At 30.2% G+C, this 25,810-nt stretch carries 28 protein-coding genes; 10 read left to right on the forward strand and 18 right to left on the reverse strand.

The features are described 5' to 3' along the window. Positions 1 to 218, forward strand: a 218-nt coding sequence (locus ACKI5C_RS06620) for a zinc ribbon domain-containing protein (protein WP_407432386.1), incomplete at its 5' end; no start/stop codon positions are given. Positions 219 to 372: 154 nt separating this feature from the next. After that, on the forward strand, positions 373 to 1,353 hold the full coding sequence (locus tag ACKI5C_RS06625; RefSeq protein WP_407432387.1) for an alpha/beta fold hydrolase: 981 nt from the start codon (positions 373 to 375) through the stop codon (positions 1,351 to 1,353). 32 nt (positions 1,354 to 1,385) lie between these two features. Here ACKI5C_RS06625 and nadA read toward each other — a convergent pair whose 3' ends face one another. The 3 genes from nadA to rnz are packed head-to-tail and all read right to left on the reverse strand — an operon-like array spanning position 1,386 to position 3,931. After that, on the reverse strand, positions 1,386 to 2,300 hold the full coding sequence (gene nadA, locus ACKI5C_RS06630) for a quinolinate synthase NadA (protein WP_407432388.1): 915 nt from the start codon (positions 2,298 to 2,300) through the stop codon (positions 1,386 to 1,388). 4 nt (positions 2,301 to 2,304) lie between these two features. Continuing rightward, positions 2,305 to 3,036: a mechanosensitive ion channel family protein gene (locus ACKI5C_RS06635; RefSeq protein ID WP_407432389.1), complete on the reverse strand. Its 732-nt coding sequence runs from the start codon at positions 3,034 to 3,036 to the stop codon at positions 2,305 to 2,307. 1 nt (position 3,037) lies between these two features. Further along, on the reverse strand, positions 3,038 to 3,931 hold the full coding sequence (gene rnz, locus ACKI5C_RS06640) for a ribonuclease Z (protein ID WP_407432390.1): 894 nt from the start codon (positions 3,929 to 3,931) through the stop codon (positions 3,038 to 3,040). A 73-nt stretch (positions 3,932 to 4,004) separates the two neighbouring features. Between rnz and nadC the strand changes: the two genes are divergently transcribed. The 3 genes from nadC to carB all read left to right on the forward strand — a co-directional run bounded on the left by nadC (position 4,005) and on the right by carB (position 9,344). Then, positions 4,005 to 4,829 (forward strand): carboxylating nicotinate-nucleotide diphosphorylase, encoded by an 825-nt coding sequence (nadC, locus tag ACKI5C_RS06645; RefSeq protein ID WP_407432391.1) that lies wholly within the window; start codon positions 4,005 to 4,007, stop codon positions 4,827 to 4,829. Positions 4,830 to 5,072: 243 nt separating this feature from the next. After that, positions 5,073 to 6,155, forward strand: a complete 1,083-nt coding sequence (carA, locus tag ACKI5C_RS06650) for a glutamine-hydrolyzing carbamoyl-phosphate synthase small subunit (RefSeq protein WP_407432392.1) — start codon at positions 5,073 to 5,075, stop codon at positions 6,153 to 6,155. A gap of 12 nt (positions 6,156 to 6,167) precedes the next feature. Then, positions 6,168 to 9,344 (forward strand): carbamoyl-phosphate synthase large subunit, encoded by a 3,177-nt coding sequence (carB, locus tag ACKI5C_RS06655; protein WP_407432393.1) that lies wholly within the window; start codon positions 6,168 to 6,170, stop codon positions 9,342 to 9,344. Between the two features lie 24 nt (positions 9,345 to 9,368). Here carB and ACKI5C_RS06660 read toward each other — a convergent pair whose 3' ends face one another. Continuing rightward, positions 9,369 to 9,962 (reverse strand): zinc ribbon domain-containing protein, encoded by a 594-nt coding sequence (locus ACKI5C_RS06660; RefSeq protein ID WP_407432394.1) that lies wholly within the window; start codon positions 9,960 to 9,962, stop codon positions 9,369 to 9,371. A 118-nt stretch (positions 9,963 to 10,080) separates the two neighbouring features. Between ACKI5C_RS06660 and ACKI5C_RS06665 the strand changes: the two genes are divergently transcribed. Genes ACKI5C_RS06665 through ACKI5C_RS06680 form a run of 4 tightly spaced genes read left to right on the forward strand, consistent with a single transcriptional unit; the run spans position 10,081 to position 13,048 of the window. Then, positions 10,081 to 11,241 carry an amidohydrolase family protein gene (locus ACKI5C_RS06665; protein WP_407432395.1) on the forward strand — a complete coding sequence of 387 codons (1,161 nt, stop codon included), beginning with the start codon at positions 10,081 to 10,083 and terminating at the stop codon, positions 11,239 to 11,241. Positions 11,242 to 11,265: 24 nt separating this feature from the next. Next, positions 11,266 to 11,688, forward strand: coding sequence for a universal stress protein (locus ACKI5C_RS06670; protein WP_407432396.1), 423 nt, complete (start codon positions 11,266 to 11,268; stop codon positions 11,686 to 11,688). Positions 11,689 to 11,732: 44 nt separating this feature from the next. Then, positions 11,733 to 12,572 (forward strand): CBS domain-containing protein, encoded by an 840-nt coding sequence (locus ACKI5C_RS06675; RefSeq protein ID WP_407432397.1) that lies wholly within the window; start codon positions 11,733 to 11,735, stop codon positions 12,570 to 12,572. 11 nt (positions 12,573 to 12,583) lie between these two features. Beyond that, a complete protein-coding gene (locus ACKI5C_RS06680; protein WP_407432398.1) occupies positions 12,584 to 13,048 on the forward strand; it encodes a hypothetical protein in 465 nt (154 codons plus the stop codon). On the opposite strand, the gene ACKI5C_RS06685 is transcribed toward ACKI5C_RS06680, so the two are convergent. The 4 genes from ACKI5C_RS06685 to ACKI5C_RS06700 are packed head-to-tail and all read right to left on the reverse strand — an operon-like array spanning position 13,049 to position 16,565. Next, positions 13,049 to 14,059 carry a 7-cyano-7-deazaguanine synthase gene (locus tag ACKI5C_RS06685; protein ID WP_407432399.1) on the reverse strand — a complete coding sequence of 337 codons (1,011 nt, stop codon included), beginning with the start codon at positions 14,057 to 14,059 and terminating at the stop codon, positions 13,049 to 13,051. It lies immediately after the preceding gene. Then, positions 14,056 to 14,709, reverse strand: coding sequence for a TfuA-related McrA-glycine thioamidation protein (locus ACKI5C_RS06690; RefSeq protein WP_407432400.1), 654 nt, complete (start codon positions 14,707 to 14,709; stop codon positions 14,056 to 14,058). Before ACKI5C_RS06690 ends, ACKI5C_RS06685 begins: the two co-directional genes overlap by 4 nt. A gap of 4 nt (positions 14,710 to 14,713) precedes the next feature. Then, on the reverse strand, positions 14,714 to 15,919 hold the full coding sequence (locus ACKI5C_RS06695) for a YcaO-related McrA-glycine thioamidation protein (protein ID WP_407432401.1): 1,206 nt from the start codon (positions 15,917 to 15,919) through the stop codon (positions 14,714 to 14,716). A 1-nt stretch (position 15,920) separates the two neighbouring features. Then, on the reverse strand, positions 15,921 to 16,565 hold the full coding sequence (locus ACKI5C_RS06700) for a site-2 protease family protein (RefSeq protein WP_407432402.1): 645 nt from the start codon (positions 16,563 to 16,565) through the stop codon (positions 15,921 to 15,923). 52 nt (positions 16,566 to 16,617) lie between these two features. On the opposite strand from ACKI5C_RS06700, the gene ACKI5C_RS06705 reads away from it, so the two are divergent. After that, complete coding sequence (locus ACKI5C_RS06705; protein ID WP_407432403.1) at positions 16,618 to 17,640, forward strand: M24 family metallopeptidase; 1,023 nt, start codon at positions 16,618 to 16,620, stop codon at positions 17,638 to 17,640. A 61-nt stretch (positions 17,641 to 17,701) separates the two neighbouring features. Here the strand turns inward: ACKI5C_RS06705 and ACKI5C_RS06710 are convergent, their stop codons facing one another. From ACKI5C_RS06710 to feoB, 10 genes are all read right to left on the reverse strand, one after another. Further along, entirely contained in the window at positions 17,702 to 18,427 is a 726-nt protein-coding gene (locus ACKI5C_RS06710; RefSeq protein ID WP_296887768.1) for an ABC transporter permease, read from the reverse strand. A gap of 21 nt (positions 18,428 to 18,448) precedes the next feature. After that, a complete protein-coding gene (locus ACKI5C_RS06715; protein WP_296887766.1) occupies positions 18,449 to 19,369 on the reverse strand; it encodes an ABC transporter ATP-binding protein in 921 nt (306 codons plus the stop codon). Between the two features lie 62 nt (positions 19,370 to 19,431). Further along, on the reverse strand, positions 19,432 to 20,268 hold the full coding sequence (locus tag ACKI5C_RS06720; RefSeq protein WP_407432404.1) for a DUF4013 domain-containing protein: 837 nt from the start codon (positions 20,266 to 20,268) through the stop codon (positions 19,432 to 19,434). A 9-nt stretch (positions 20,269 to 20,277) separates the two neighbouring features. After that, positions 20,278 to 21,009 carry a DUF4013 domain-containing protein gene (locus ACKI5C_RS06725; protein ID WP_407432405.1) on the reverse strand — a complete coding sequence of 244 codons (732 nt, stop codon included), beginning with the start codon at positions 21,007 to 21,009 and terminating at the stop codon, positions 20,278 to 20,280. 6 nt (positions 21,010 to 21,015) lie between these two features. Beyond that, complete coding sequence (locus ACKI5C_RS06730; RefSeq protein ID WP_407432406.1) at positions 21,016 to 21,255, reverse strand: helix-turn-helix transcriptional regulator; 240 nt, start codon at positions 21,253 to 21,255, stop codon at positions 21,016 to 21,018. A 286-nt stretch (positions 21,256 to 21,541) separates the two neighbouring features. Further along, positions 21,542 to 22,345 (reverse strand): hypothetical protein, encoded by an 804-nt coding sequence (locus ACKI5C_RS06735; protein WP_407432407.1) that lies wholly within the window; start codon positions 22,343 to 22,345, stop codon positions 21,542 to 21,544. 22 nt (positions 22,346 to 22,367) lie between these two features. Further along, positions 22,368 to 22,550, reverse strand: coding sequence for a hypothetical protein (locus tag ACKI5C_RS06740; RefSeq protein WP_407432408.1), 183 nt, complete (start codon positions 22,548 to 22,550; stop codon positions 22,368 to 22,370). 184 nt (positions 22,551 to 22,734) lie between these two features. Continuing rightward, positions 22,735 to 22,935: a hypothetical protein gene (locus ACKI5C_RS06745; RefSeq protein ID WP_407432409.1), complete on the reverse strand. Its 201-nt coding sequence runs from the start codon at positions 22,933 to 22,935 to the stop codon at positions 22,735 to 22,737. 34 nt (positions 22,936 to 22,969) lie between these two features. Next, positions 22,970 to 23,197 (reverse strand): FeoA family protein, encoded by a 228-nt coding sequence (locus ACKI5C_RS06750; RefSeq protein ID WP_296887756.1) that lies wholly within the window; start codon positions 23,195 to 23,197, stop codon positions 22,970 to 22,972. Between the two features lie 55 nt (positions 23,198 to 23,252). Next, positions 23,253 to 25,268 carry a ferrous iron transport protein B gene (feoB, locus tag ACKI5C_RS06755; RefSeq protein WP_407432410.1) on the reverse strand — a complete coding sequence of 672 codons (2,016 nt, stop codon included), beginning with the start codon at positions 25,266 to 25,268 and terminating at the stop codon, positions 23,253 to 23,255. Positions 25,269 to 25,810 lie beyond the last annotated feature (542 nt).

A 25,810-nucleotide genomic window follows, 5' to 3' on the forward strand; every position in this document is an offset into this window, starting at 1 on the left:
TAAAATACAAATGCGAATTATACGGCAAAACATTCATCGAAGTACCCAGATATTATCCGTCCTCACAAATATGTCATGTCTGCGGCTACAGAAACACAGATTTAACCATAAAAGAACGTAACTGGCAATGTCCCAACTGCGGAGCAATTCTAGACAGAGACCTGAACGTCAGCATAAACATTTTAAACTATGGAAATAAAAATAATAGTATTATATGAACTTGTGAACTCTGATACCCAGAGGGATAGCTCGGTAATTCTATGACTCATAAGAGACTACAGCCCGAGAATCCCCATCCTCTTAAAGGATGGGGGGTTCAAATAATATAAAAATTAAACTTAAATTATATAAATCATCGTTACGGTTGATTCCATGTTTGAAGAGAAATATTTTTTAAAAAATAATCAGTACTTTTTAGAGGAATTCCAGTTTAAAAATGGATTTATCATTGAAAATGCTAAGGTTGATTATGGAATTGTTGGAACGCCGAAATATGATGATGAGGGAAATATTATAAATGCAATTTTATTTTGCCATAATTTCAACGGAAATTATTCGACTCTTTCTAGTGTTAACCAGGCAAGTGAAGAAATTTTTGTTTTAAAAGATGAATATTTTTTTATTTCTATAACCTCTCTTGGAATACCTGAATCCTGCTGTCCTTCTACTTCAGGTTTAAATAATAATTTTCCGGATTATGAAATTGAAGATTTAGTTAATTTTCAAAGGCAGTTTATCAGTGAAAAATTTCCGAATATTAAAAAATTAAAAGCGATAATCGGCTATTCTTTTGGGGGATTTATTGCTTTAGGCTGGTCTATCTTTTATCCTGATGAAATGGATTGTATAATTCAGTTGGACAGTTCTTTTAAATCTCAGGGATATAAATATATCTATGCAAGTTTAGCTAATCGTATTATAGACCAATCTTCAGAACATTTGGATGATATGTATAATGAGTCAATTTCAAAAATGTTAATTCTTATTTCACAAATTCGATATTTAATGAGTTTTCCGAGAGATTATTTAAATTCCGTTTCTAATGAAGAAATTGATTTGTCAATTGATACTTTTGCTGAAGAGATTCTGTTTTTAGATATTTATGACATGAAATTTTTAAATAATTTTTTAATGTCATTTAACTTAGAGTCTGAGTTAGATAGGATAAAATGCAAAGTATTGATTATATCTCTTAACAGGACAAATTATTATGTTCCTGAATTTGATGCTATTCCATTACATGAAATGGTTGAAGGTTCAGAGTATCTGTCATTTGATTTAAGTTTTGCTTCAGATACTGAAAACATTCATAATATTGTAGTGGTAATTAAAAAATTTGTAGATTCGGTTTAAAAAAAGAGAATTTGAGCTAGAATTTAATCTAGCTATTTTGAAGCATCAAGCATATGCTGTACTGCTTTTAAGGATTTGTTCGCAACTTCATCAGGCACTTTAACTTCAGGAGATTCATTTTTAAGTGCATCTCTGACTTTTTCTAGTGTATGAAGTTTCATAGTTTCACAGATTGCTCCTTCAAGTAAAGGATACAATTTTTTTCCTGGAATTTCTGCATTTAATCTTGTAATCATGTCAATTTCGGTACCGATTACAAATTCTTCATGGTCACTTCCAGCTATAAATCTCAACATTCCTCCTGTGGATAATACTTCATCACATGCTTCCTGAACATCTTCATTACATTCTGGATGGCAAATTATGATTGCATTAGGATACTGTTCTCTTTTAAGCTCCACATCTTCAATATGGAATAATTTGTGAACATAACAATGTCCACCTTTAGGTGTTGGAATGATTTCTTTATCTATTCTTTTTTGAACATGATTTGCCAAATTGTTGTCCGGTCCAAATAATATTTTGTCTTGTTTTAAGCTTTCAGTTACTTTTACGGCATTTGCAGAAGTACATAATGTATCTGCATGTTGTTTAGCCTCAGCAATACTATTTACATAAAGTATTACTCCAGCATCAGGATGTTCTTCTTTTGCTTTTAATAATTCTTCTTCAGGTAACATATGAGCCATTGGACATTCAGCATTCAAATCTGGAATAACGATTTTTTTATCCGGATTTAAGATGTATGCTGTTTCTGCCATAAAATCCACACCACAAAATACTACTAAATCTTTATCTTCTATTTCTGAAGCTTTTATGCATAATTCTAAAGAATCACCTAAAAAATCAGCAATTTCCTGTATTTCTTTTGGTTGATAATTATGTGCAAGTATTATTGCATTTTTTTCTTCTTTCAGCTGTTTTATTTCATCTTGTAGAGAACTCATATTTTCACCTATTAGTAAATTTTCTTATTTCATTAGTAATTATTATTTTATAGTCATCTTTCTTATTTATGTCTTTTATCCAAAATGATATTTTAACGTTTGTTTGTTCAAATGTTATGTTCTTTGCATATATTCTTGCCTTTGGTGTATCTAAAACACCATCTAATTTTTTTATTTTTTCTAGAATATATGTATTAAATTCATCAAGATCAATATTGAGAGGCAAACCTGCCAGGATGTCAACACGATATTTTTCGGGAGTTTTATATAATATAAATAAATTATTTGTTAATGTTGAATTGGGAATGATGCTTTGAATGCCGGTGTCATCCGTAATTGTTGTTGTTCTTAAATTTATTCTTTTAATTACTCCTTTCTGTTTATTCATCTCAATGGTATCTCCAACTTTGATACTTCTACCCATTATTAATGTTATTCCAGATAATAAATTGGAAATCAGATCTTTTGCTGCTAGGCTCACAGCAATACCAACAATACCTAAACTTAAAAGTGTACCATATAAGTTAATTCCAAATAGATTTAAGATATACATTAAAGCTATAAAATAAATAATGAATATAATAATATCTCGAATGAGATATGTTACAGTCATATCATCTCTGAAACGATGGACATTTTCCAATAATCTTGTGATTATTTTTGATACCACTGTTGTTATAATAATAATGGCAATTATTGTCAATAATGTCAGAATTAAATTTTGAGGAATTTCCATTTTATATTTCCTCCTTCATTAAGTCTTCAGCAAGTTCAGTATTTTCAAAAATTTCTCGTGCTTGTGATAGTAAATCACTGACATCTGTGTATCTGGTACTGATATGGGTTAATATTAATTTTTTGGAGTTGGAATAAAGTGCAATTTCTGCAGCATCTTTTGAAGTTGAATGAGCATGCAAGTCTGCTTTATCTTTATCTTCAGTTTTATATGTTGATTCATGGATTAAAAGATCTGACTCTTTTGCAAATTCAATCATTTCTTCACATGGTATTGTATCTCCAGAATATGTTATTTTACGTCCTTTCCTTGGAGGGCCTAAAACCTGTTCAGGCTTAATAATTTCACCATTTACTTCAACAGCTATTCCGTTATGCAGTTTTCCAAAGTCCGGTCCAACAGGAACACCTAAATCAATTGCTTTTTGACGTAAAAACCTTGGTTTTTTAAGTTCTTCAACAGAATAGGCTAAAGTTAATGTGTTATGTCTAACTCTTTGAGCTTTGATTATATATTCTTCATTTTCAATAATGGTTCCACTATCAACTTCAATCCATTCTAGCGGAAAATCAAAATTAGGAAAACCTAAGCTGGATATCGCATCGCGCAGATTATCTAATCCTTTAGGTCCGTAAATGGTTAATTTAGTTTCACGTCCTCTAAAGCTCATTGACTGTAAAAGTCCTGGAATACCTAAAATGTGATCTCCATGATAATGGGTAATAAAAATCTTTGAGATTTTCATAGGGCTTATTCTTGCATAAATTAACTGTCTTTGAGTTCCTTCACCACAATCAAATAAAATGGTTTCACCAAATGCTTTAAGCACAATTGAAGGGTGACTTCTTGTATTTGAATGGACTGCAGAGGAAGTTCCTAAAAATGTAATTTCCATAATTCAATCACTTATTTTATATTGTATTTTAAATATATATTCTATATGATATATTAAATTTTTAGGTGATTTTGTGAATAAAATACTGGAATATATGCTGGATGAAGATGAAGGGTTTGGCGATATTACCTCAAATAGTGTTATTGATAGTAATGAAGAGATATGTGCATATATTGTTTCAAAAGATGAGGGTATTTTAGCAGGTATTGATGTAGCTAAAGATTTATTTGAATCAAAAGAAGTTAAAGTTTTATTTCACTTGAATGATGGTACTGAAATAAAGAAAGGCGATTTATTGATGTCTCTTCAAGGTAATGCAAGAGATATTTTATTGGTTGAAAGAACTGCCTTGAATTTATTGATGAGAATGAGTGGAGTTGCAAGTGCAGCAGATAAATACGTAAAGTTGGTGGATGGAAAAGTTATCATTGCAGGTACACGTAAAACACAACCTGCCCTTGGTAAATTTGATAAGCGAGCTTTACAAATTGGTGGGGCAGATACTCACAGATTTTGTTTGGATGACATGGTTTTAATTAAAGATAATCATATTGCAGTTGTCGGATCTCCTCTTGAAGCACTTAAAAAAGCACAGGAAAACGTAAGTTTTTCTAAAAAAATAGAAATTGAAGTAGAAACCCTTGAAGATGCAGTTTTATGTGTTGAGAATAAAGCGGATATTGTCATGTTGGATAATATGGATGCTTTAAAAGTTGCTGAAGTTCTGGATGAACTTGAAAAAAGAAATATTCGTCAAAATTCATTAATTGAAATATCTGGCGGAATCAATTTTGAAAATATTTTGGAATATGTTGATTTGGGAGTGGATATAATTTCAATTGGTGCACTAACACATTCCTCAAGGAGTCTTGATTTCAGTTTAAAAGTTGAAAAATAGGTTAATTATTATAGTATTATTTTTAATTAATTTATTTTCTTTAATTCATTTTATTATTTTTTTATAGTTTAAATATTTAATGGTCTATTTGTGTCAATTGAAATAAACTTTTTATTTCCATTTTTTTCTTCATTTTTTTATTTATATCCAATAATTTTTACCAAAAAACAAACTTTTAATAATATTGGAAAAGATATTAATATACATATAATAATTTTATGTTTTTTTATAAATGGTGATTTAATGGTAAAAATAGCTAAATTAGCTTTGGAAGATGGAACTGTTATTAAAGGGGAAGGATTTGGTTATGAAACTACTAAATTAGGTGAACTTGTTTTTTCAACCGGTATGGGTGGTTATACTGAATCTTTGACTGATCCGTCTTTTAAAGGAGAAATATTAATGTCCACTTATCCTTTGGAAGGCAATCATGGGGTAAGTGAAAAATGGTATCAATCTGATAAAGTTCAGGTTGAAGGTTTTGTTTGTCGTGAAGTTTGTCGTGAATTGTCTAACTTCGGACCTCAAAAAACTTTAGATGAATTCTTAAAAGAATTTAAAACTCCAGGTATCAGTGGAATTGATACAAGGGATTTAACTTTAAAGATTCGTGAAAGAGGATCTCTTAAAGCAGCTATTACAACTGAAGATATTGATGATGACAAATTAGTTGAAATGGCTAAATCACAACCAAGCATTGAAGATAAAGATGTTGTACCTTTGGTTTCAACAAAAGAAATTAAAGTTTTCAATGAAGATGCTGATAAAAAAGTAGCGTTAATTGATTGTGGTGTTAAAAGAAATATTATTAACTCATTTTTAGAAAGAGATATTGGTGTTATTTTATTCCCATATGACACTGATTATAAAACCGTTTTAGATTACTCTCCTTCTGGATTGATGATTACTTCCGGTCCGGGAAACCCTGATAGAGTGGCGGAAACTATTGCAACTATGAAAAAATTATCAAACAGATTACCTATATTCGGTATTTGTATGGGTCAGCAATTAATTGCAAAATCATTCGGTGCAAGGTCATATAAAATGAAATTCGGACACCGTGGTGAAAACCAGCCAGTTAAAGATTTGGCAACTGGAAAAGTATTCATCACATCTCAAAATCATGGTTTTACAATTGATAAGGAATCACTAAAAGAAACAGATTTGGAATTGGCTCAAATTAATTTAAATGATGGAACACCTGAAGGTATTACTCATAAAGAGTTACCTATGCGCTGTATACAATACCATCCTGAAGCAGGGCCTGGTCCAAATGATACAAGATATATTTTTGACGAATTTAATCAAATGATGGATGATTATTAGAGGGGATTACATATGCCAGTAGATAAAGATATTAAAAAAGTTTTAATTATTGGTTCTGGACCTATTCAAATCGGACAAGCTGCAGAGTTTGATTATTCAGGATCACAAGCATGTAAATCACTAAGAGAAGAAGGTATAGAAACCGTTCTTGTCAACAGTAATCCTGCTACTATTCAAACTGATATTGATATGGCAGATACTGTTTATACAGAACCATTAACTCCGGAAATTGTTGCTAAAATTATTGAAGAAGAAGAAGTAGATGCTATTTTACCAACCATGGGTGGACAAACTGGATTAAATATAGCAACAGGCCTTGGAGATTTAGGATTATTGGAAGGCATTAAGGTTTTAGGGTCTGATGTTCAAACTATTAAAGATGTAGAAGACCGTGACTTATTTGCAAATCTTATGGAGGATATTGGAGAAGAAATTCCAAAATGTCAGGCTGTTGAAAGTGTTGATGATGCACTTAAAGCAGTGGAAGAAATTGGTTATCCGGTTATTGTAAGGCCAGCTTTCACATTAGGTGGAACTGGTGGTGGAATTGCTCACAATGAAGAAGAATTAATTGAAATTGCTAATCATGGATTGGATATGAGTTTCATTAATCAGGTTCTCATTGATGAATCCGTTCTTGGATGGAAGGAAATAGAATTTGAAGTAATGAGGGATAAGGAAGATACATGTATCATTGTCTGTACCATGGAAAATATTGATCCTATGGGAATTCACACAGGAGACAGTGTTGTAGTTGCTCCAATTCAGAATTTATGTGATGAAACCATCCAAAAAATGCGTGATGCATCCATTAAAATTATTAGAGCATTAGGTATCCGCGGCGGATGTAATATTCAATTTGCATTAAATCCCGAAACTGATGAATATAAAGTCATTGAAGTAAATCCACGTGTTTCAAGAAGTAGTGCACTTGCATCTAAAGCTACAGGTTATCCTATTGCTAAAATATCATCAAAAGTGGCCTTAGGAATGACTTTGGATGAAATCAGAAATGATATTACTAAAGAAACTCCTGCATCTTTTGAACCGGCTATTGATTATGTTGTAATTAAAATCCCAAGATGGCCATTTGATAAATTTAAAGGAATCAGCCGTCAAGTTGGAGTTCAGATGAAAGCTACTGGTGAAGTAATGGCTATCGGAAGGACTTTTGAAGAAGCATTCCAAAAAGCTCTCAGATCACTTGATATGGGCTTCGACGGTTTTGAATATGTTGATTATACTGAAGAAGATTTGACTAATCCTACGGATTTAATTTATTTCCAAATATATTCAGCTATTAAAGATGGTATGGACATTGATAAAATCAGAGAACTTACTAAAATTGATAATTTCTTCTTATACAAAATCAGAAACATAGTAAACTTTGAAAATGATGTCACTGCTGATAAATTGGATGATGAATATTACTTAAGAAAAGCAAAACAGCTTGGTTTTTCAAATAAAAGATTGGCTAATTTATCCGGTCAAACTGAAGAATACATTAGAAATTTACTTTCAAGATATAACATTAAGCAATCATACAAAATGGTAGATACGTGTGCAGCAGAATTTGAAGCTAAAACACCATATTACTACAGTAGTTATGATACAGGTAATGAATTAACATCAACTAACAAGAAAAAAGTAGTGATTTTAGGTGCAGGACCAATCAGAATTGGTCAGGGTATCGAATTTGATTACTGTTGTGTACATTCATCACTTGCTTTAAAAGATGATGGAATTGAAACTATTCTTATTAACAACAACCCTGAAACCGTAAGTACTGATTATGATATTTCAGACAAATTGTTCTTTGAACCTATTACCTTTGAAGATGTAATGGGTGTAATAGATCAAGAAAAACCTGACGGCGTAATTGTACAATTTGGTGGTCAAACATCAATTAACTTAGCTGTACCTCTTGCAAATGCTGGTGTTAAAATATTGGGAACTCCATATGAAAGTATTGACGGGGTTGAAGACAGAGAATTATTTGCTGATTTATTAGAAAAATTACATATTCATCAAGCACCATATGGAACTGCAAATTCATTTGAAGAAGCTCGTGAAATTGCAGAAAAGATTACATTCCCTGTATTGGTACGTCCATCATATGTAATTGGTGGAAGAGCTATGGAAATTGTTTATGATAACCAGGAGCTTGAAGAATATATGAAAGAAGCTGTAAAAGTTTCTCCAGAACATCCTATCCTTGTTGATAAATTCCTGGAAGATGCGATTGAGTTGGATGTTGATATCTTATGTGACGGAGAAGATGTATTTATTGCAGGAATTATGGAACATATTGAAGAAGCTGGAGTTCACTCCGGAGACTCTGCATGTGTAATTCCTCCACAAACAATTCCTGAACATATATTGGATACTATTCGTGAAAATTCAACTAAATTAGCATTAGAATTGGATGTTAAAGGTTTAATGAATATTCAATATGCAGTAAAACTTGATGAGGAAATGGTTTATATTATTGAAGCAAACCCTCGTGCAAGTAGAACTGTTCCATTTGTAAGTAAGGCTATTGGTGTACCATTGGCTAAAGTAGCTACCTGGATTATGGATGGTGCTAAACTCAAAGACTTTGGTTTAACAAAAGAAATCAGAATTGACCATGTTGCAGTTAAAGAATCTGTTTTCCCATTCTTGAAATTACCTGAATCCGACACCGTTTTAGGTCCTGAAATGAAATCTACTGGTGAAAGTATCGGTATAGATGAAAGCTTTGGAATGGCATTTTACAAATCACAACTTTCTGCAGGAATGGTTTTACCAAAAGAAGGTAAAATATTCATTAGTGTAAAAGAAGATGACAAGAAGAAAATAAGACCTATTGCAGAAAAAGCTGCTAATTTAGGATTCAAACTTGTTGCAACTGCAGGTACTGCTGATTCTACTGGTCTTGACAGTGTTGAAAAGGTTAAAAAAGTATCTCAAGGTTCCCCAAATATTAGGGATTCAATTTTAGCAAAAGAAATTGATTTAATTATTAATACTTCTGAAGGTCAACAATCAGCTCAAGATGGTTATATCATCAGACGTTTAGCTATTGAACTTGGTATTCCTTATGTTACCACTTTGGCCGGTGCAAGAGCTGCACTTAATGCTATTGAAGCTGTTCAAAATAATAAAATCAATGTTAAATCTTTAAATGAATACAATGATGGAGAATAATCATTCTTCATTTTATCTATTTTTTTAATTTGAATATAAATATTCTTTAATATTAATACCGCATGAAGGACATTCTTCTTGGTCAATTTTTAGTTTGCTTCTACAATTAGGACAATAATTAAGTTTAACTGTATATTCTTTAGTTAAATCAAGTTTTTTATTCATTTCAATTCTTATGGTAATGTTCTTCTTAAGTGCATTTTCATCCCAATTGTTTTCCATAAGTATTTTTTTATAATAAAATGCTTCTGTCATTGAAGCATAATATCCAAAGGTTCTTTCACCTTTTTGGATATAAAATCCTTTTTTCTTGTGATCAAAAAGAATTTCACCTTCACGTTCCTTTTTGTTTACTTTTATTCCTTTAATTCTTCCTTTTGATCTCTTTTCTGGAAATGGTGGGAGTGTCATGTTTTCGTATTTGTTTTCTAAATCACATTCCACAAGCAAATCGTAATCAAAATTACAGTAAAATAAGGCATCTCTTTCATATAATGCATCGGATAATTTTGTAAACTCTCCATAATCTTTATTATTGTACTTAATACGGTATACATTACCGCTTTTAACAATATTTCTGTAAAAGTATCTTATTTCTTGAGAGTTAATTTTAATCATCCTCATTAAATCTTGATGGTAATTGTTAATTATGTTTTAGGTGTTTAATAAATTTAATTTAACATGGGATTTGCCATCCCACAAAATTTAAATATTTCCAATTAAAAACTTTTTTTTAATGTTTACTATAACTAATGGAATTATTTTAAGAGGATTAAATCTCGAGCCTCATAAAGCTAATATCACTATTGATGATGGTATTATCATAGATATTTCTAAAGATACCAATGAAGGTAAAATAATTGATGTTGATGGTGCGGTTATTGCTCCTAGTTTTTTAAATGGGCATACTCATATCGGAGATTCCATTATTAAGGATGAAGGTTATGGTCTTTCATTGGGTGAAATGGTTAAACCTCCTAATGGTGTTAAGCATCGTGCTTTGGCATCGGCTGAAGATGAAGATATTATTGATGCCATGAAATCCTCAATGTGGGAAATGCTTGAATCAGGAACCACTCATTTTATTGATTATAGAGAAGGTGGTCTTAAAGGAGTTAAACTTCTTAAGAAAGCTTCAAAGGATATTCCAATCACACCAATAATTCTTGGTCGGGATGATAGTTTTTATGGTGATAATCCCGATTTATCAAAAGTAAAATCACAAATTAGAAAACTTCTAAAAGTTGCTGACGGTATCGCTCCCAGCGGTTTTGGTGAAATTACTGATGAAGTTGCCAGATTAATTGTTGATGAATGTAGGAAAGCAGGTAAAATCTCATCAATTCATGTTGCAGAATCTGAAGCTACACAGATTGAATCTTTAGATATGTTTGATAAAACTGAAATTGAAAGGGGTGTTAACTCTAATTTTAATCAGCTTGTTCACTGTACCAATCCTAAAAATAATGATCTTGATTTAATTAAAAATTCAAATGTTAATATTGTTGTCTGTCCGAGAGCTAATGCAACATTGAATGTTGGTGTTGTTCCGTTAAATGAAATGCTAAACCTTGGGATTAGGCCAATTTTGGGAACAGATAATTTAATGCTTAATAGTCCTAATATGTTTAGGGAATTGGAATTTACACTAAAAATAATGTCAGTAAAATATAATGATTATTTAAATCCTTGTGAACTTTTAAAAATGGCAACAACTAATTCATGTAATTATATTTTTTCAAAATCTTTCATCGATGTTGGACAGGTTGCACAGTTCAATGTCATAAAGCATTTTTCCAAAAATTATTATTTATCTATAATAAACCGTTCAGAAACAAAAAATATATTATATACTATCAATAGATATTATTCTAATAGTATATTAGAACATATATAATAATATATTATTGGAGATGTAAATATGTACAATAAGATTTTAGTGCCTACTGATGGTTCAGAATTTGCAAAAAAAGCTCAATTGCATGCATTATTCTTAGCTAAGGTTAGTGGTGCTGAAATTATTGCATTAAGCGTATCTGAAAATCACTTTATTAATGGAATTTCCGCTACTGAAGAAGTAGAACAGTTAAATCAAATATTAACTAACTGCTGTAAAGAAGACCTTAAAGAATTCGAAGATATGAACAAAGACGGAATAAAAATTTCTCCGATTATTAAAGAAGGGTCTCCTGCAAAAGCCATATTGGATGTGGCTTCTGAAGAGGATATTGATTTGATTGTTATTGGTAGTTCTGGTAAATCTGGTTTTGATAGATTTATTTTAGGTAGTGTTAGTGACAAGGTCGTTAATGCTGCTAAATGTCCAGTTTTAGTTGTACATTAATTATTATAATTTTTTCATGTAAAAGAATACATAAGGTGTTTCTAATGATGGTAAAAAGAGTAATGTCTAAAAAAGTTGTTAGTGTTTCTGTTCCTGGAAGCCGTGAAAAAGTTTTAGACTTGATGAGAAAAGAAAATAAAGCAGTTCTTCCTGTTGTTAAAGAAGATAATAACAAATTAGTTGGTGTTGTTACTCGTTCAGATTTAATTAATAATCCTGATGAAGAACAAATTGCAATGTTAATGAGTAGGGATCTTGTTATTGCAAGTCCTGATGAAGATGTTAAGGATGCTGCTCAAAGAATGATTGAAAATGATGTTAGAAGAATCCCTGTAGTTAATGATGGTGGGGAATTAGTTGGAATTATAACCTCATTTGATATTGTATCTCAAGCTTTAACTAAAATTGATGTTGAAGATGCAGTTGAAAATTATATGATTACTACTGTTCCTACTACCTGGGAAAAAACTCCTTTAAATGTTGCTTTTGAATCAATGAAACAATTTGGTCTTAAATCCATTTTAGCATTAGATGATGATGCACAATTGTCTGGAATTTTAACTGAAACTGATTTCATTGCTGAAAGTGAAATTATTTCTGAAAGAAGTGAACACAGTTCCACTGTCGGTACTGAAGGAGACAAATGGTCCTGGGACAGTACTTCTGTTTTATACATTGAGAAAAATCATTTAAAATTCACTGATAAAGTTGTAAGTGATGTTGCTATCGGTAATGTTGAAGTAGCTAATTCAAAAACTAAAGTTTCTGATTGTGCTAAAAAAATGAAAACATTAAATATCGAGCAAATTCCAGTCATTGGTGTTGAAGGGGATTTAGTCGGTATTGTTAGGGCTAGCGACTTAATTAAAGCTTTAGTTGAATAATTGTGATATAAATGGCAGTTAGTCCAGTTTTAGTTATTAAAATTGTTGATGACAGTTCTGTTGGTGTTAGAGCTCGTTGGAGAGATGATTACGTTGAACATCATATTGTTTTGAACTCTGTTCTTGCATACTGGTGGGCGAATAACTTACCTCCTGTTGAAAAATTCCTGGAATTATTCGATTCTGTTATTAAAAGAACTATTAATGAACTAACTCCTCATAAATATTTAAGACTAAAGTATGATGTTAAAGCAGATGATACTTTAGATAAGGCATCTGAAATCGAAATTAATTTAATTGAAGTTGAAGCTGACGATATTGGATTTAAAATTGAAGGTAAAACATTAACATTGAAAGGTCTTAGAAAGCCTTCTGAAAATGAAGAAGAAAAAAAACCATTCAGTACATCTTACAATAGAGTCATGGAGACTCCAGACATTGTTTTAAAAAAATATAGGGAAATGAAAGACAAATAATTATACGTTTCTTCTCATTTGAGGTAAAGTATCCATAAACTCAAACAGAGCTTCATCATAATTTTTGAAATTATGTCCTTCAATTAAACCATTTTTATTTATTGATATTTTTTCTAATTCTATTTTTTCTGAATTTTCAAAAACAATTTTTTTTGTTAGTTTGCTTTTTGTATTTTCAAGATTTATTGTAAATGGCAGTTGGTATTGAAATTGACCATTTCCATAGTCAAGAGTTATGTCCTCATCATCATCAAGAGGTGACAAATTTAAACAAACTTTTTTATATCCAATTGATTTTAATTGGTCGTTAATTTCATAAAATGAATTTTCATTAATAATTTTTGAAAAATCATTTACCTCACATATACCGATTTCATTAAAATCCCTAAGTTTTACTAATTCACAGCCGCTAATGTCTGAAAGTATTTTTTCACTTTCTTTAATTTTTTCAATTTTATCTCTGTTAACGTGTGTGTTGGTTGGAATTCTTGTTGCGAGGCATGTTGTTGATCTTGAATACTCGATATTATTTTTATTCAGATACTCATGAATTTCTTTTGAAGTTAATTTTGCATCCATTAATGGTGTATTGAAATTCATTTTATATGTAATTAGAATGCCTGGTCTGTCAATTACCAAATCGCTTATATTATTTCCATCACAAATAAAATCAAAGCCATTAGCTATTGCACATTCTTTAATTTTGTGATACATTAAGTTTCTGCAAGAATGGCATCTGCTGGGTAAATTTTTTAAGAATTCTTCATCTTCATAAAAGTCAATATCAATAACATGGTGTTTAATGTTAAATTCCCGGGCTACATTTTGTGTATGTTTAATGAAGTTTTCAGGAAACAGGTGATTGTCAATAGTTATTGCCAATACATCGGTGCTGACTTTGGATGCAAGATAAGCTATTAATGTGCTGTCTGCTCCACCGGAAAATCCTATTGCTACTTTTTTGTCCTTCAAAATATCTTTCACAATTTCGATTTTATCTTCTAAAATCATTGTATCAAATCTTTAATATATGTTATTAATTCTTTGGCATCTTCTTTTTTTATGTCAACAGAAGTACGAATAAAGTTAATCAAATGGCCTTTGGTTTCATCATCTAAATCAGATTCATTTAATGTTTGTGAATAGTTTCTTTTAGGATAAAAAGTCGATTTTGCAATTTTTATCAGTTCATCTTTTTCATCTTGTGTTATGATATTTTCATTTACTGCATTGGTAAAGACATAATCCATGTTAATCAACGGTTCAGATAATGCTTCAAGACTTTCGCTATCGAGCATTACTGCTACATCGTCATCTGATGCCACTTTTCCTGTTGCATATTGCTCATATACATAACCGATACCTACCATTCCTAAACTGTCAAGTTCAGATGCTCTTAAGGCACCCATACTGGATGAGCCAACAACAGTAATTCCTTTATTGATAACATTTAAAAGTTCCTTATGGCCAACAGAGGAATTTTGATGAAAAACCCCATCAATTATTCCAATAATGTCAGGATTTTTCTTCAATGCCTGACCTAAATCTCCTCTTTTAATTGGCCTTTCATAAATTACTTCAACATCATCATGTGAATCCAGAATTTCTCTTGCCTCATCAAATGACAAAGATAATCCTGTATAAATTATAATTTTAACCATAAAATCATACTCTTAAAAATCTGTATCCTGCACGGCTTTGATCAATTGAATATAATTCCATTGTTGGAATGATAACTCTTACAACATTAACATCTAGTTCCGGACGTGTTAAATCATAGTATAGGACATGCTCTATTTCATTTGCCTTCAATTCATCCAAAACAATATCAATATCCTTGGTTATTGAATCTGTACTATTATTTTCAATGTCATTTAAACTGATTTTTTCATCTTCTTCCTGGAAATAATGTTTGTTAATGCGTTTCATACGTTCATAACCTGCAGTTCTTGCAAAATCAGCTCTAACAGTATCTTCACGAGCGCCATGAATCTGTGTTGCTCTGCTTTGGGCTACTTCAGTCAATGCTCTTAAGATTGCAACTTCCGGGTCTAAATGTGTACCTATACCTAACGTTAAAAGTCCTGCATCTTTTAGCAATGTATCATCAGCTGATGCAGCTATTGTCGGAACATTAATATCTGCAGTTAAATCCATTAACTTAATATTTATTTCATTTTCACTGAATTTTAAGAGAGCATCATTGACAACATCACTTTCAATGCTGTCCAAATCAATCTGGGCAGAATTTTTATGGGTTAACTCAAAGATACTCCAAGCATCCCTTTCAATAACTTCAAACATTCCATGCAATATGGCTTCTTCCAGGCTATTTCCTGAAGCAAGTCCATTTGTATTGGATTTGAATAAACTTTGGATGGTATTGTCATCTGTAACATAAGGATGATAAATTGCATTGGATGGAACATAATAATACTCACCACTAATTAAATCATGGCAGATATTCCATTCAAGATTTAATGAATCGATATTTTCTTTTTTGAAGTCTTTAGGCAAGTTCAACGTTTCAATATCAATTGTATTGCCTTTACTGGAAATTTCAGATATGCTTCCAGTAACTGTATTTTCATTTTGCTTTTCTGCAGAATATCGTTCAAAACCTTCCATCATTGCAGATGCTTTTGCATGTTCCACACTTATTCCTTTACCGCCATAAATACTAATTGCACCATCCTGTGAAGTTGGCCTGATGGCTGAAAAAACCGGCAGTCCAATCCTATCCAAATGTGTAATTTCAGTAATACGGGTAATGCCTGCAATTTTACATTTATCCTCATTATTTTCAATTGTTTGGCTTGGTGGAATAATCCTGTGAGTTCCTTTAAAATATTTGATTTCTTTTGATGTCATTTTATAATCCCAGTATCATTCTAATTATATTTTCAGCACCCATGGTCATTGATAAATATGTCATGATTCCTGCAATACCAATGGTAATAAGCCATATTATAACATTCCATCTTAATACTTTGGATCCGTCCAGATTCCAAATTGGAATCATATTGAAAACAGCCAAATAGCTGTTGGTTTGAAAACCTAAGCAGCATGTGATGAATATAAATTGCATTGTAGAATTATAATGTGCAGGTCCATAGATTGATGCACCAATAAGTAAAAATATTAGTGCAAGAACAATATTAACAACAGGACCTGCAACAGATATTATTCCGTTTATCCTATCATCAATATAGTTTCCTGCATATGTATAAACTGCACCAGGTGCTGCAAATACAAAACCGAAAAAGGAGGATATCAAAGCAAAAATCAATCCTGCAGGCCATAATTTAAATTCAGCCCAATAACCATAATGCATTGAAGTAAATTTGTGGCCTAATTCGTGCAATATAAAACCTAAACCTAATCCAATCATTACAATTGGAAAAATGCTTTTTAGGGCTTCAACATTTCGACCAGAATATAAAATTGAAAAACTTAGAGAAATAAAAATAAATGCTATAATCAAATCTCTTAATTCACTTGTTGTTATTTTAAACATACTTTTTAAATATCTAATTCTATATATAAAAGTTTTTTCTAAATAATTAAATATGGATTATAATAAACTTCATTTGGATAATATTTTAAAAGATATGGAAAAAGATGAAAATCAAGCTTATCTGCTCACACAATTTACAAATGTTGAATATATTTCTAATTATAAACCGACCAGTTTTGCTTTTTGTATAATAAAAGATAATCCGATTATTTATGCTTCAAAAATGCATATGGAAATTGCAAAAAGAGACTCTTCAATTGAAGTAAAGGAATTTGAAAAATTTGAAACAATGCTTTCGGAAATTAAAAAAGAAGGGATTAAAAATCTTGCAATTGAACCGAGTTTGGTCTACAGCACCTATGAAAAGTTTAAAGATGACTTCAATATTGAATCAAAAAATTATATTGAAAAGCAGAGAATGATTAAAACACCTACTGAAATTAAAAATATTGAAAAAGCCACTGAAATTGCACAGAATGCTTTTCGTCAATTGGATGTTTCTTCAAGGGATGAAACAGAAGATGTTCTTGCTTTTGACTTGGTCAGATTGATGATAGAAAATGGTGCATCATCAGAATCATTCGATACAATTCTTGTAAGCGGATCCAATACAAGCCTTCCTCATGCAGTGCCTGAACATAAAACATTGGAAACTCCGATACTTATTGATTGGGGCGCCAAATATAATGGGTATTGTTCAGATAATACAAGAACAATTGTTTATACAGAAAAAGAGCAAGAAATATTTGATATTGTTAAAGAATCTCATGATAAGGCCATTAAAGCAATTAAACCCGGACTTAAATGCAATGAAATTGATAATGTATCAAGGAATATTATTGCAGAATATGGTTATGGCGATCAGTTTATTCACTCAACAGGCCATAGTTTGGGATTGGATATTCATGAAACTCCGGGATTTTCAATGAAAGATGATACTCCTATTGAAAAAGGGATGGTAATAACGGTAGAACCTGGAATATATCTTGAAGGTGAATTTGGTGTTCGTTTGGAAGATACAGTAGCTATTGGAAGTAAAGCCAAAATAATTGGTGATTTGCCTTTGGTTTTATAAATAGTGTTTTATTTTTCACATTCTTTTTCAATAAGAAATAATTAAAAAAGAAAAAAGAAAATTAAATTGAAACATCAGTTTTTGTAAAGTAAATGTAAGAAACAGCTAATCCAATAAGGAATGTGGCCAAAATAATGATGTATGATGCTATAATACTTACACTATACTCTACTATTTCGCCAGATGCAATTAAATATGGACTTACCCATGGTATGAATGGCGCCCAGTTTTGTCCATAAATCATAATATTGATTAATCCTAAACTAGCACCTCCAATCATTGCAGGCACCATATTTGTAATGAATAGTGAAATGAATACAAATGGGGAAAAAGCCATAAATAAAAGAAAATTGGCAAATAATAGTTGACCAAAACTAGTTATAAATAGTTTTAATGTAAATCCATCAAGTCCAGCAATAAAACCCAAAATAACTGTTGATAAACTTGTAACTAATGTTAAAATCACAATCCATATTAAAAACATGGCGTATTTGCTTATTAGGAATTTTCCTTTTGATATTGGTATAGTTAGCATTGTTTTTAATGTATGCTCATTATATTCTCTTCCAAATAGATAAGATATTATTATTGCAAATAGTAAAACTGCAAATAATGCAGACATATACATATTTATATTTGTGAAAAACGCTTCAAATGTTTCTTCTTCACCAAATGCCGTAACAGCAATAAACATTAAAAAAGCAGGGATAATAGCTCCTATAATACTTAATGAAAATATATTTGATCTTTTCAGTTTTAAAAATTCCATTTGAATAATAGTTAACATTGTATCTCTCCATAATCAAATTTAATTATTAGATAAAAATCTTGTAAAATATTCTTCTAAATTTTCTTCACATAGATTTACTTTTTTTACATCAATGCCGGAATTAACAAATAAATAATTAAATTTATCCCTTAGTTCTAAATGGGAATATAAATAAATTGTTCCATATTCATTAAATGTAAAATCTATGTTTTCCTTCAGTTCTAGTTTTTTAAGAATTTTAACAGCTAAATTAATATCTGATACTTGAAATTCAACATATTTGTCTAATTTTTTCAATAAATCTTTTCTTGATATTTCTTCAATTAAAACCCCTTTATCCATAAAACCAATAACATCAGCAATGTTTTCGATTTCACTTAAGATATGGCTTGAAATTAATATTGTTATCCCATATTCATGTGATAATTTTTTGAGCAATGTCCTGATTTCTTTAATTCCAAATGGATCAAGACCATTAATAGGTTCATCTAATATTAATAATTCCGGATTGTGCATAATCGCCGCAGCTATTCCTAAACGTTGCTTCATGCCTAATGAAAAATCTTTAAATTTCTTTGATTTTTCATTTTCCAAATTAACCATTTCAAGAACTAAATTAATATTTTGAGGATTATAGTTTCCTCTTATTTTAGCAATAATTTTTAAATTTTCATATGCAGTTAAATTTTCATAAAATCCTGGAGTTTCGATAATGGAACCTATATTGGAATATATTTCTTTTGAATATTTTTTAGGGTCTTTTCCAAAAAGAAATATTTCACCGCTGCTTGGATATGTAAGATTTAGAATCATACACATTGTTGTAGTTTTTCCAGCTCCATTTTTTCCTAAAAGTCCATAAATTGTTCCTTTTTCAACATGCATATTGATAGAATTAACGACAATGTTGTTTGAATATTTTTTTGATAATTGATTTGTTTCGATAACGTAGTCTACCATAATTAAAATCTCCCATAATCTATTCTAAAAAAAAGAAAAATTGAATGTTTTAAACATTCTAATTATTTAATTGATTCTCTGTATATTGATCCACAAACTCTGTTTAGAAACACTCCTAAATAAGAATTTATAAACAATCCTGTAATTATTGATATGAATGTTAATACGATAAAAACTTGATTATTAATAGTTGATGTAAATAATACTGTTAAAAAGCTTAATATTACTCCAACAGCACTCATAATAATCATATAAATTATTGATGTAAAAAGGATTATTCCAATGTATTTTTCCCATCCAAGATTTGAAATATTATTAATTATTTCTCTTAAATCAAATGCTTTGGATAGCTTATCATATGCAATCATATTGTTCAGTGCCATAATTTGGATAAAAAACGCAATTATGAATAGTATCATTGAAATTATAAATATGACTGAAAGTATTAGAGAGTTATGTACTAATGCTATTCCGACTGATAATATTATGGCAGGAATGATATTGTATGCTAAGGCAACAATGAAATATTTTATTCCTTTTTTAAATATATTTAATATATCATCTAATCCTGGAAGGCTTTCTTTTTTCTCAATTGAGAATTTAACTATATCATATTCGTATCCCAATATAAATAATATGATAATAAAGCTAATAATAGCTAAAATGGTTATAGTATAAACTTCTCCCGAAGGTAATTGTGAAAATTTTAGGGATAGTTCCCCACCATTCCTTTTTTCAAGTATTCTTAAAGTGGCCCTATATAAATCTAGAGATTTAAAAGAAATAAATAATGATATTACATTAATAATTGAAAACAATATGCCGAAGCTTAAAACCTTTTTTATATCTTTAAATGGATATTTCAAACTATCTACAACACAATCAGTCATGCTTACCATTTAATCACCTTATATCTGCATTGAGTATAATAATCCGATTGATCTTGCATTGAATATGCTTAAATATGGCCCTACAATAAACATGGTTATTGCTGAGTTAACTAGTGCACCTAATAGGAATATGCCTCCTGCGTCAACACCTAAAATTGAACCGGAAATACCAAATACTGTAAATATTATTCCAATAATTGCAGTTACAGCAAAGGATAGGACTAAAGATATGATTATTAATCCAATGTAAGTTATGATACATTCAAACCATCCTATTTCATCAATAACTTTTTTCAATTCACTTAAAGCAAATGCCTTACCTAATAATCCATCATGGTATGTCATATGGCATAAGCCCATTTGTGCCATTAAACATGCAAGTATCCCTGCAATAAATGTTATTAAACATCCGATAACCAGTAATGCAGAAGAGAGCGCACCTGTTAGTTGTCCAGCAATTACCACAAATATTAGAAATATAATTGCAGGCAAGATTAAATATACAATTTCCACTATGACAACTTTTACCCCGTCAACAAACATACTTATTAAATCATCAAAATCTGGCAATGGATCTTTTCCATTAATAACTCCATGTACAGCTTGATTAATAACTCTATAATTATATCCAGTAATTAAAAACGCAGGTATTAACAAGAAGCTAAACAAACAAAGTATACCTAATATTATTAAAGTTTTCCAGTCTTTTGCTGAATATTCAAATGCATCTTTATATATGTCTAAAATCATTTTTTCTCACCCTGAATAATTATCATCGAAAATAAATATCTCTTCAATGACGAAATATTGCTCTTCATTATCTTTAAAGATCATTTCATTAAAAACTTGGGTTATATCGTATGCTAGAAATAAAGATGGATTGTATTTACCATTTTCGAGTGAATTGATGGTTTGTCTTGTGACTCCAACTTTATCTCCAAGTTCTTTTTGGCTCATTTTGAGTTCTTGTCTTAAATATTTAATCCTTGTTCTCATAGTAGCCCACTAATTAATTAATTTTTGCAAAAAGTATTTAAGTAATGAAGTAATCTTGTTAAAATTTGATTACTTATGTTAATGTTATATGACATAGCATATAAACTTTATGGTTTTTTGTCATGTAAAAATTAATCTTCCGGAAAATATTACAGAAATGATTTTTTAATTAGGTTTCTTAAAACAAGCTAAATATTAATTTCAATGGCTACTGGTCAATATTTCAAAAAATAATTTAGTTTCGAATATTTGTTGAAAAATATTCAAAACTTTTTTTCTTTTGGAATTATGCGCCTGGGATGGTGTATTTATCATTCACTCCATAAAATATACCTGATCCTTTTCTTTTATGACTCACATTCAACAATGCATTGTTGAATATTATATTTAATAATTTATATCCATCTTTATCAATGAAATCAGTTAATGGAGTGTTATTTTCTCTTATTTTCAATGCATCTTTTTCAATATCAAAGCATGATGCATAGATTATTTGTATTGAATTTTCATCAGCGGATTCTGGAGGGTATTTTTCTGTTAAATCCTGTGATTTTAAATAATCTTGGAAGCTTTCCCATTCTTTTTTAAGCTCTTTTCCTTTGTTTGTTAATTTGTCGTTTTCTAAAATGTCTTTGTAATTTTCACCATCGTAGGCATTTTCTTTTTCAATGGCTTTAGCATATTCATCAAGGTCATTTTCAAATTTATTGGCAATTGAACTGATATTGGTTTGTTTTGCCATACTTTTTAAGTTGAATTTTTTATTCTTATTCAAATTTTTAAGTAATCTTATGGCCATAGTTTCTGAAGTTTTCAGTTCACCTTTATTTACAATTCTAAGAGTTATTTTTTTCATGACTTCCATATCTTCGGGTGTTAATTTTTTACCTACTTCATATGAATCATTTAAATCAATGTCGCATTTGATTTGATTCTGATTAATCAAATCAAGTATTGTAAGTGATAATGTTTTAATGGTTATATCATTACTTTTTGTAAATAATATGGGAATCATTGAATATGAATCATCACTAGGAGGATTTTTAATTGTTTCATCTACTTCTTCCTTTTTATTATTAAATCCGAACATATTATTCCCTCCAATAAGGGATTTATTCATCGTTTTTTAAAGATTCTTCATATGCTTCACGAATTTCTTCTATTAATTCATCATTTCCTTCAATAATCGGCCCTGTGTAATCACAGTCTTTACAAACACATTGTGACCAATTTTGTGGTATAATCCAATCAACATTTTTTGATCCACATCTTGGACAAATTTTATGCATTTTCATTTTAATTCCTCAATAATTTTTTTTTTGTTTTGAGTATCACACTCAATATAGTATCTAAAAAATAGTATATATAAAGTTTTTTGAATGTAAGTGCAGACTCACAGTATAATGTTCAGTATTGAGAGTTTTACTGAATTAATAATAATATCAAAGTGATATTTTTTTAAAAAATTAGTATAAATATTCAATTTGCTGATTTTCTTTTTTTAAATCTATCTTTAAGTTTAATTATAAAATCAAACTCTTCCTCAAGTTCGGGATGGTTGCCAAATCCACAATTTGGGCAATGAACCTGATTACAATTGTCATGTTTTCCACAACTAACACAGCCACGATTTTTTAGTTTTGTTTCATCAAATTCAAAACCGCACATTCTACATTTCATTTATATCACCTAAAAAATTAAAGAAAAATTGAAGTTATTTTACTTCAATGTTTTCTGCTTCTTCTTTTCGAAGACAAACATCATAGCCTTTTACACTCATTTCGATAGGATCTCCTAAAGTAGCTACTTTTTTAACTGTAATTTTTGCTCCTTTAACAAACCCCATACCTAATAAATGTCTTCTTAATCCAATATCTCCAGTTTTATGATATTTAACTAGAGTTACTGTTTCTCCAGGTTTTGTATCTTTTAACGTTTTCATTTTATCACCAAATTTTAAATGTTTGATGATGATTGGAAAACCCAATCATCAGCCATTAAAATCCTAATAGTCCTCCAATATTGAAAATCAAGAATGAAACAATATATGCAGTTACTAAGGTTATACCACACATGGTTAAAGCCCATTTGTAACTGTTGGTTTCTTGTTTGATTGCACCAATTGCTGCGAAACATGGTGTATATAATAATGTAAATGCCATGAATGAAAATGCAGACAATGGAGTGAAAGTATCATGCACTAAGTTTGTAATACCTTCTTCATCATCCTCTTCCATACCTGCTAAAGTACCGAATGTTGAAACTACAACTTCTTTAGCAGCTAATCCTGCAATAATTGCTACAGCAGCTTGCCAGGTTCCAAATCCTAATGGTGCGAATATTGGAGCAATGACACTACCAATTATACCTAAAAGACTCATTTGAGGTTCTGATCCTCCCCATGGGTAAATATTTTGTAAAATCCATAGTACTATTGAACAAACAAGAATAATAGTACCTGCTTTTCTTAAAAATCCTTTTACTTTATCCCATGTGTGTAATAACACACCTTTTACGGAAGGTATTTTATAACTTGGCAATTCCATAACAAATGGTGAGGATATTCCTTTAAACATGGTTCTTTTGAGTATGGCCGCAACAATAAGTGCTACAACAATACCTAATACATAAATTGCTAGTAACATGATTGCATGGTGTTTTTCGAAAAATGCTGCTATAAATATGCCATAAATTGGTAATCTTGCAGTACAGGACATAAATGGAACAAGCATCATAGCAAGCATACGATCCCCTTCATTTTCCATGGTTCTTGTTGCCATAATTGCAGGAACACCACAACCGAATCCTAAAATCATTGGAATAAATGCTTTTCCATGAAGACCGACTATTTTATGCATAAGTTTATCTAAAGTAAATGCAGCTCTTGCCAAGTAACCACAATCTTCCAAGATACTTAAGAATAAAAACATTAGAATAATAATTGGTAAGAAAGTAAGAACACCACCTACTCCACCAATGATACCGTCACAAATTAATGAGGTAAACAATCCTTCACCAAGCAATGAAGCGACCCATTCTCCTAAAGCAACAAATGCTGCGTCAATCATCTCCTGGAAAGGTGCACCAATTGTAAATGTTAACTGGAACATTATAAACATTACACCAAGAAATATGAATGGTGCCAAAAGTCTGTTTGTAACAATTTTATCAATTCTGTCTGTTATACTTTCTTTTTCGACATCAGGTCTTTTAACAGCTTCAGCCATTAATCCACCAATAAATGCATATCTTGCATTTGCAATAACTTCTTCTGCACCTTCATCGTAAATATCGCTGAGGTGTTTTGCAATCCTGTCAACTTCTCTCATGATTTTGGAACTCAAACTGGATTGCTGAACTTTTTCAATAACAATAGAATCTTTTTCTAATAATTTAATGGCGGTCCATATTGAGGGAACATCACATAATGATTTATCCTGTTCAATAATTTCCTGAAGTTCACTTAAGTGTTCTTTTAATTCATCACTATATGATAGCTTAGCACTTGAATCTATAGGATTTTTAGAAGCATTTTCAACAGTTGTTAACAATTCTTCAATACCATCTTTGGTTTTTGCATTAATTTCAACAATCGGAAAACCTAGCAGTTCACTCATTAATTTTATATCAATGATGTGATCTTTTCTCTTTGCAAAATCATTCATGTTAAGTGCCATGACAAGATTTGCACCTAATTCCATCATTTGGACAGTTAAATATAAATTACGTTCTAGATTAGCAGCATCAACCACATTAATAATCACATCAGACTCATCATCAACAATAAAGTCTCTTGATACGATTTCTTCCATAGAATGAGCACTTAATGCATAATTACCTGGTAAGTCAACTATATTATATTCATAGTCGTCATGTTTAAAACTACCCTCTGCTTTTTCAACAGTTTTTCCGGGCCAGTTTCCTACATGCTGACGCATACCAGTTAATTGGTTGAATACGGTGGTTTTTCCCACGTTAGGGTTACCTGCTAACCCTACAATTAACTTTTTCATTAATATTTCTCCCATATTTTTTAGATTTAGGGAAAAATTATTAAAAATAGTATTAATACAATTTCTCCCTAATTAAAAAAATCATTTTAGTTTAAGTTTTAACCTTTATAAAAGTTAAATTTAGGTTTACCTAAACATAATTATAGTTTATTTTAAGTTATATATAAATGTTTATGTGTGCCTAAAACTAATCAATATTTTTGGAGTATTTTTTCATGATTCGTATGATTATTTTAAAAACTCAGTAATTTTGATTTAACTTATAATTGGGGTTTTATATGGGATAAAAACAATAATAACTTTATGAAATTCAAAAGTATAATTGTAATATCTGATATGATAGAAAATAAAATTCCTGAAAAGTATTTATTATTATTTCAGGAATTTTTACTGAGTGGATTAATTTTTACAAAAGCATCTGAATTTTTAGCTGGAACTGTAATTTTTATATTAGTTACTGAAATTATTCTAGTAATTTTATTATTTGGTTTAAATTTACCATCGTCAATATTATTTGCACCATTTGTAATATTTCCTGCTAT

Source organism: Methanobrevibacter sp. (assembly GCF_045646045.1).
Lineage (GTDB): Archaea > Methanobacteriota > Methanobacteria > Methanobacteriales > Methanobacteriaceae > Methanocatella.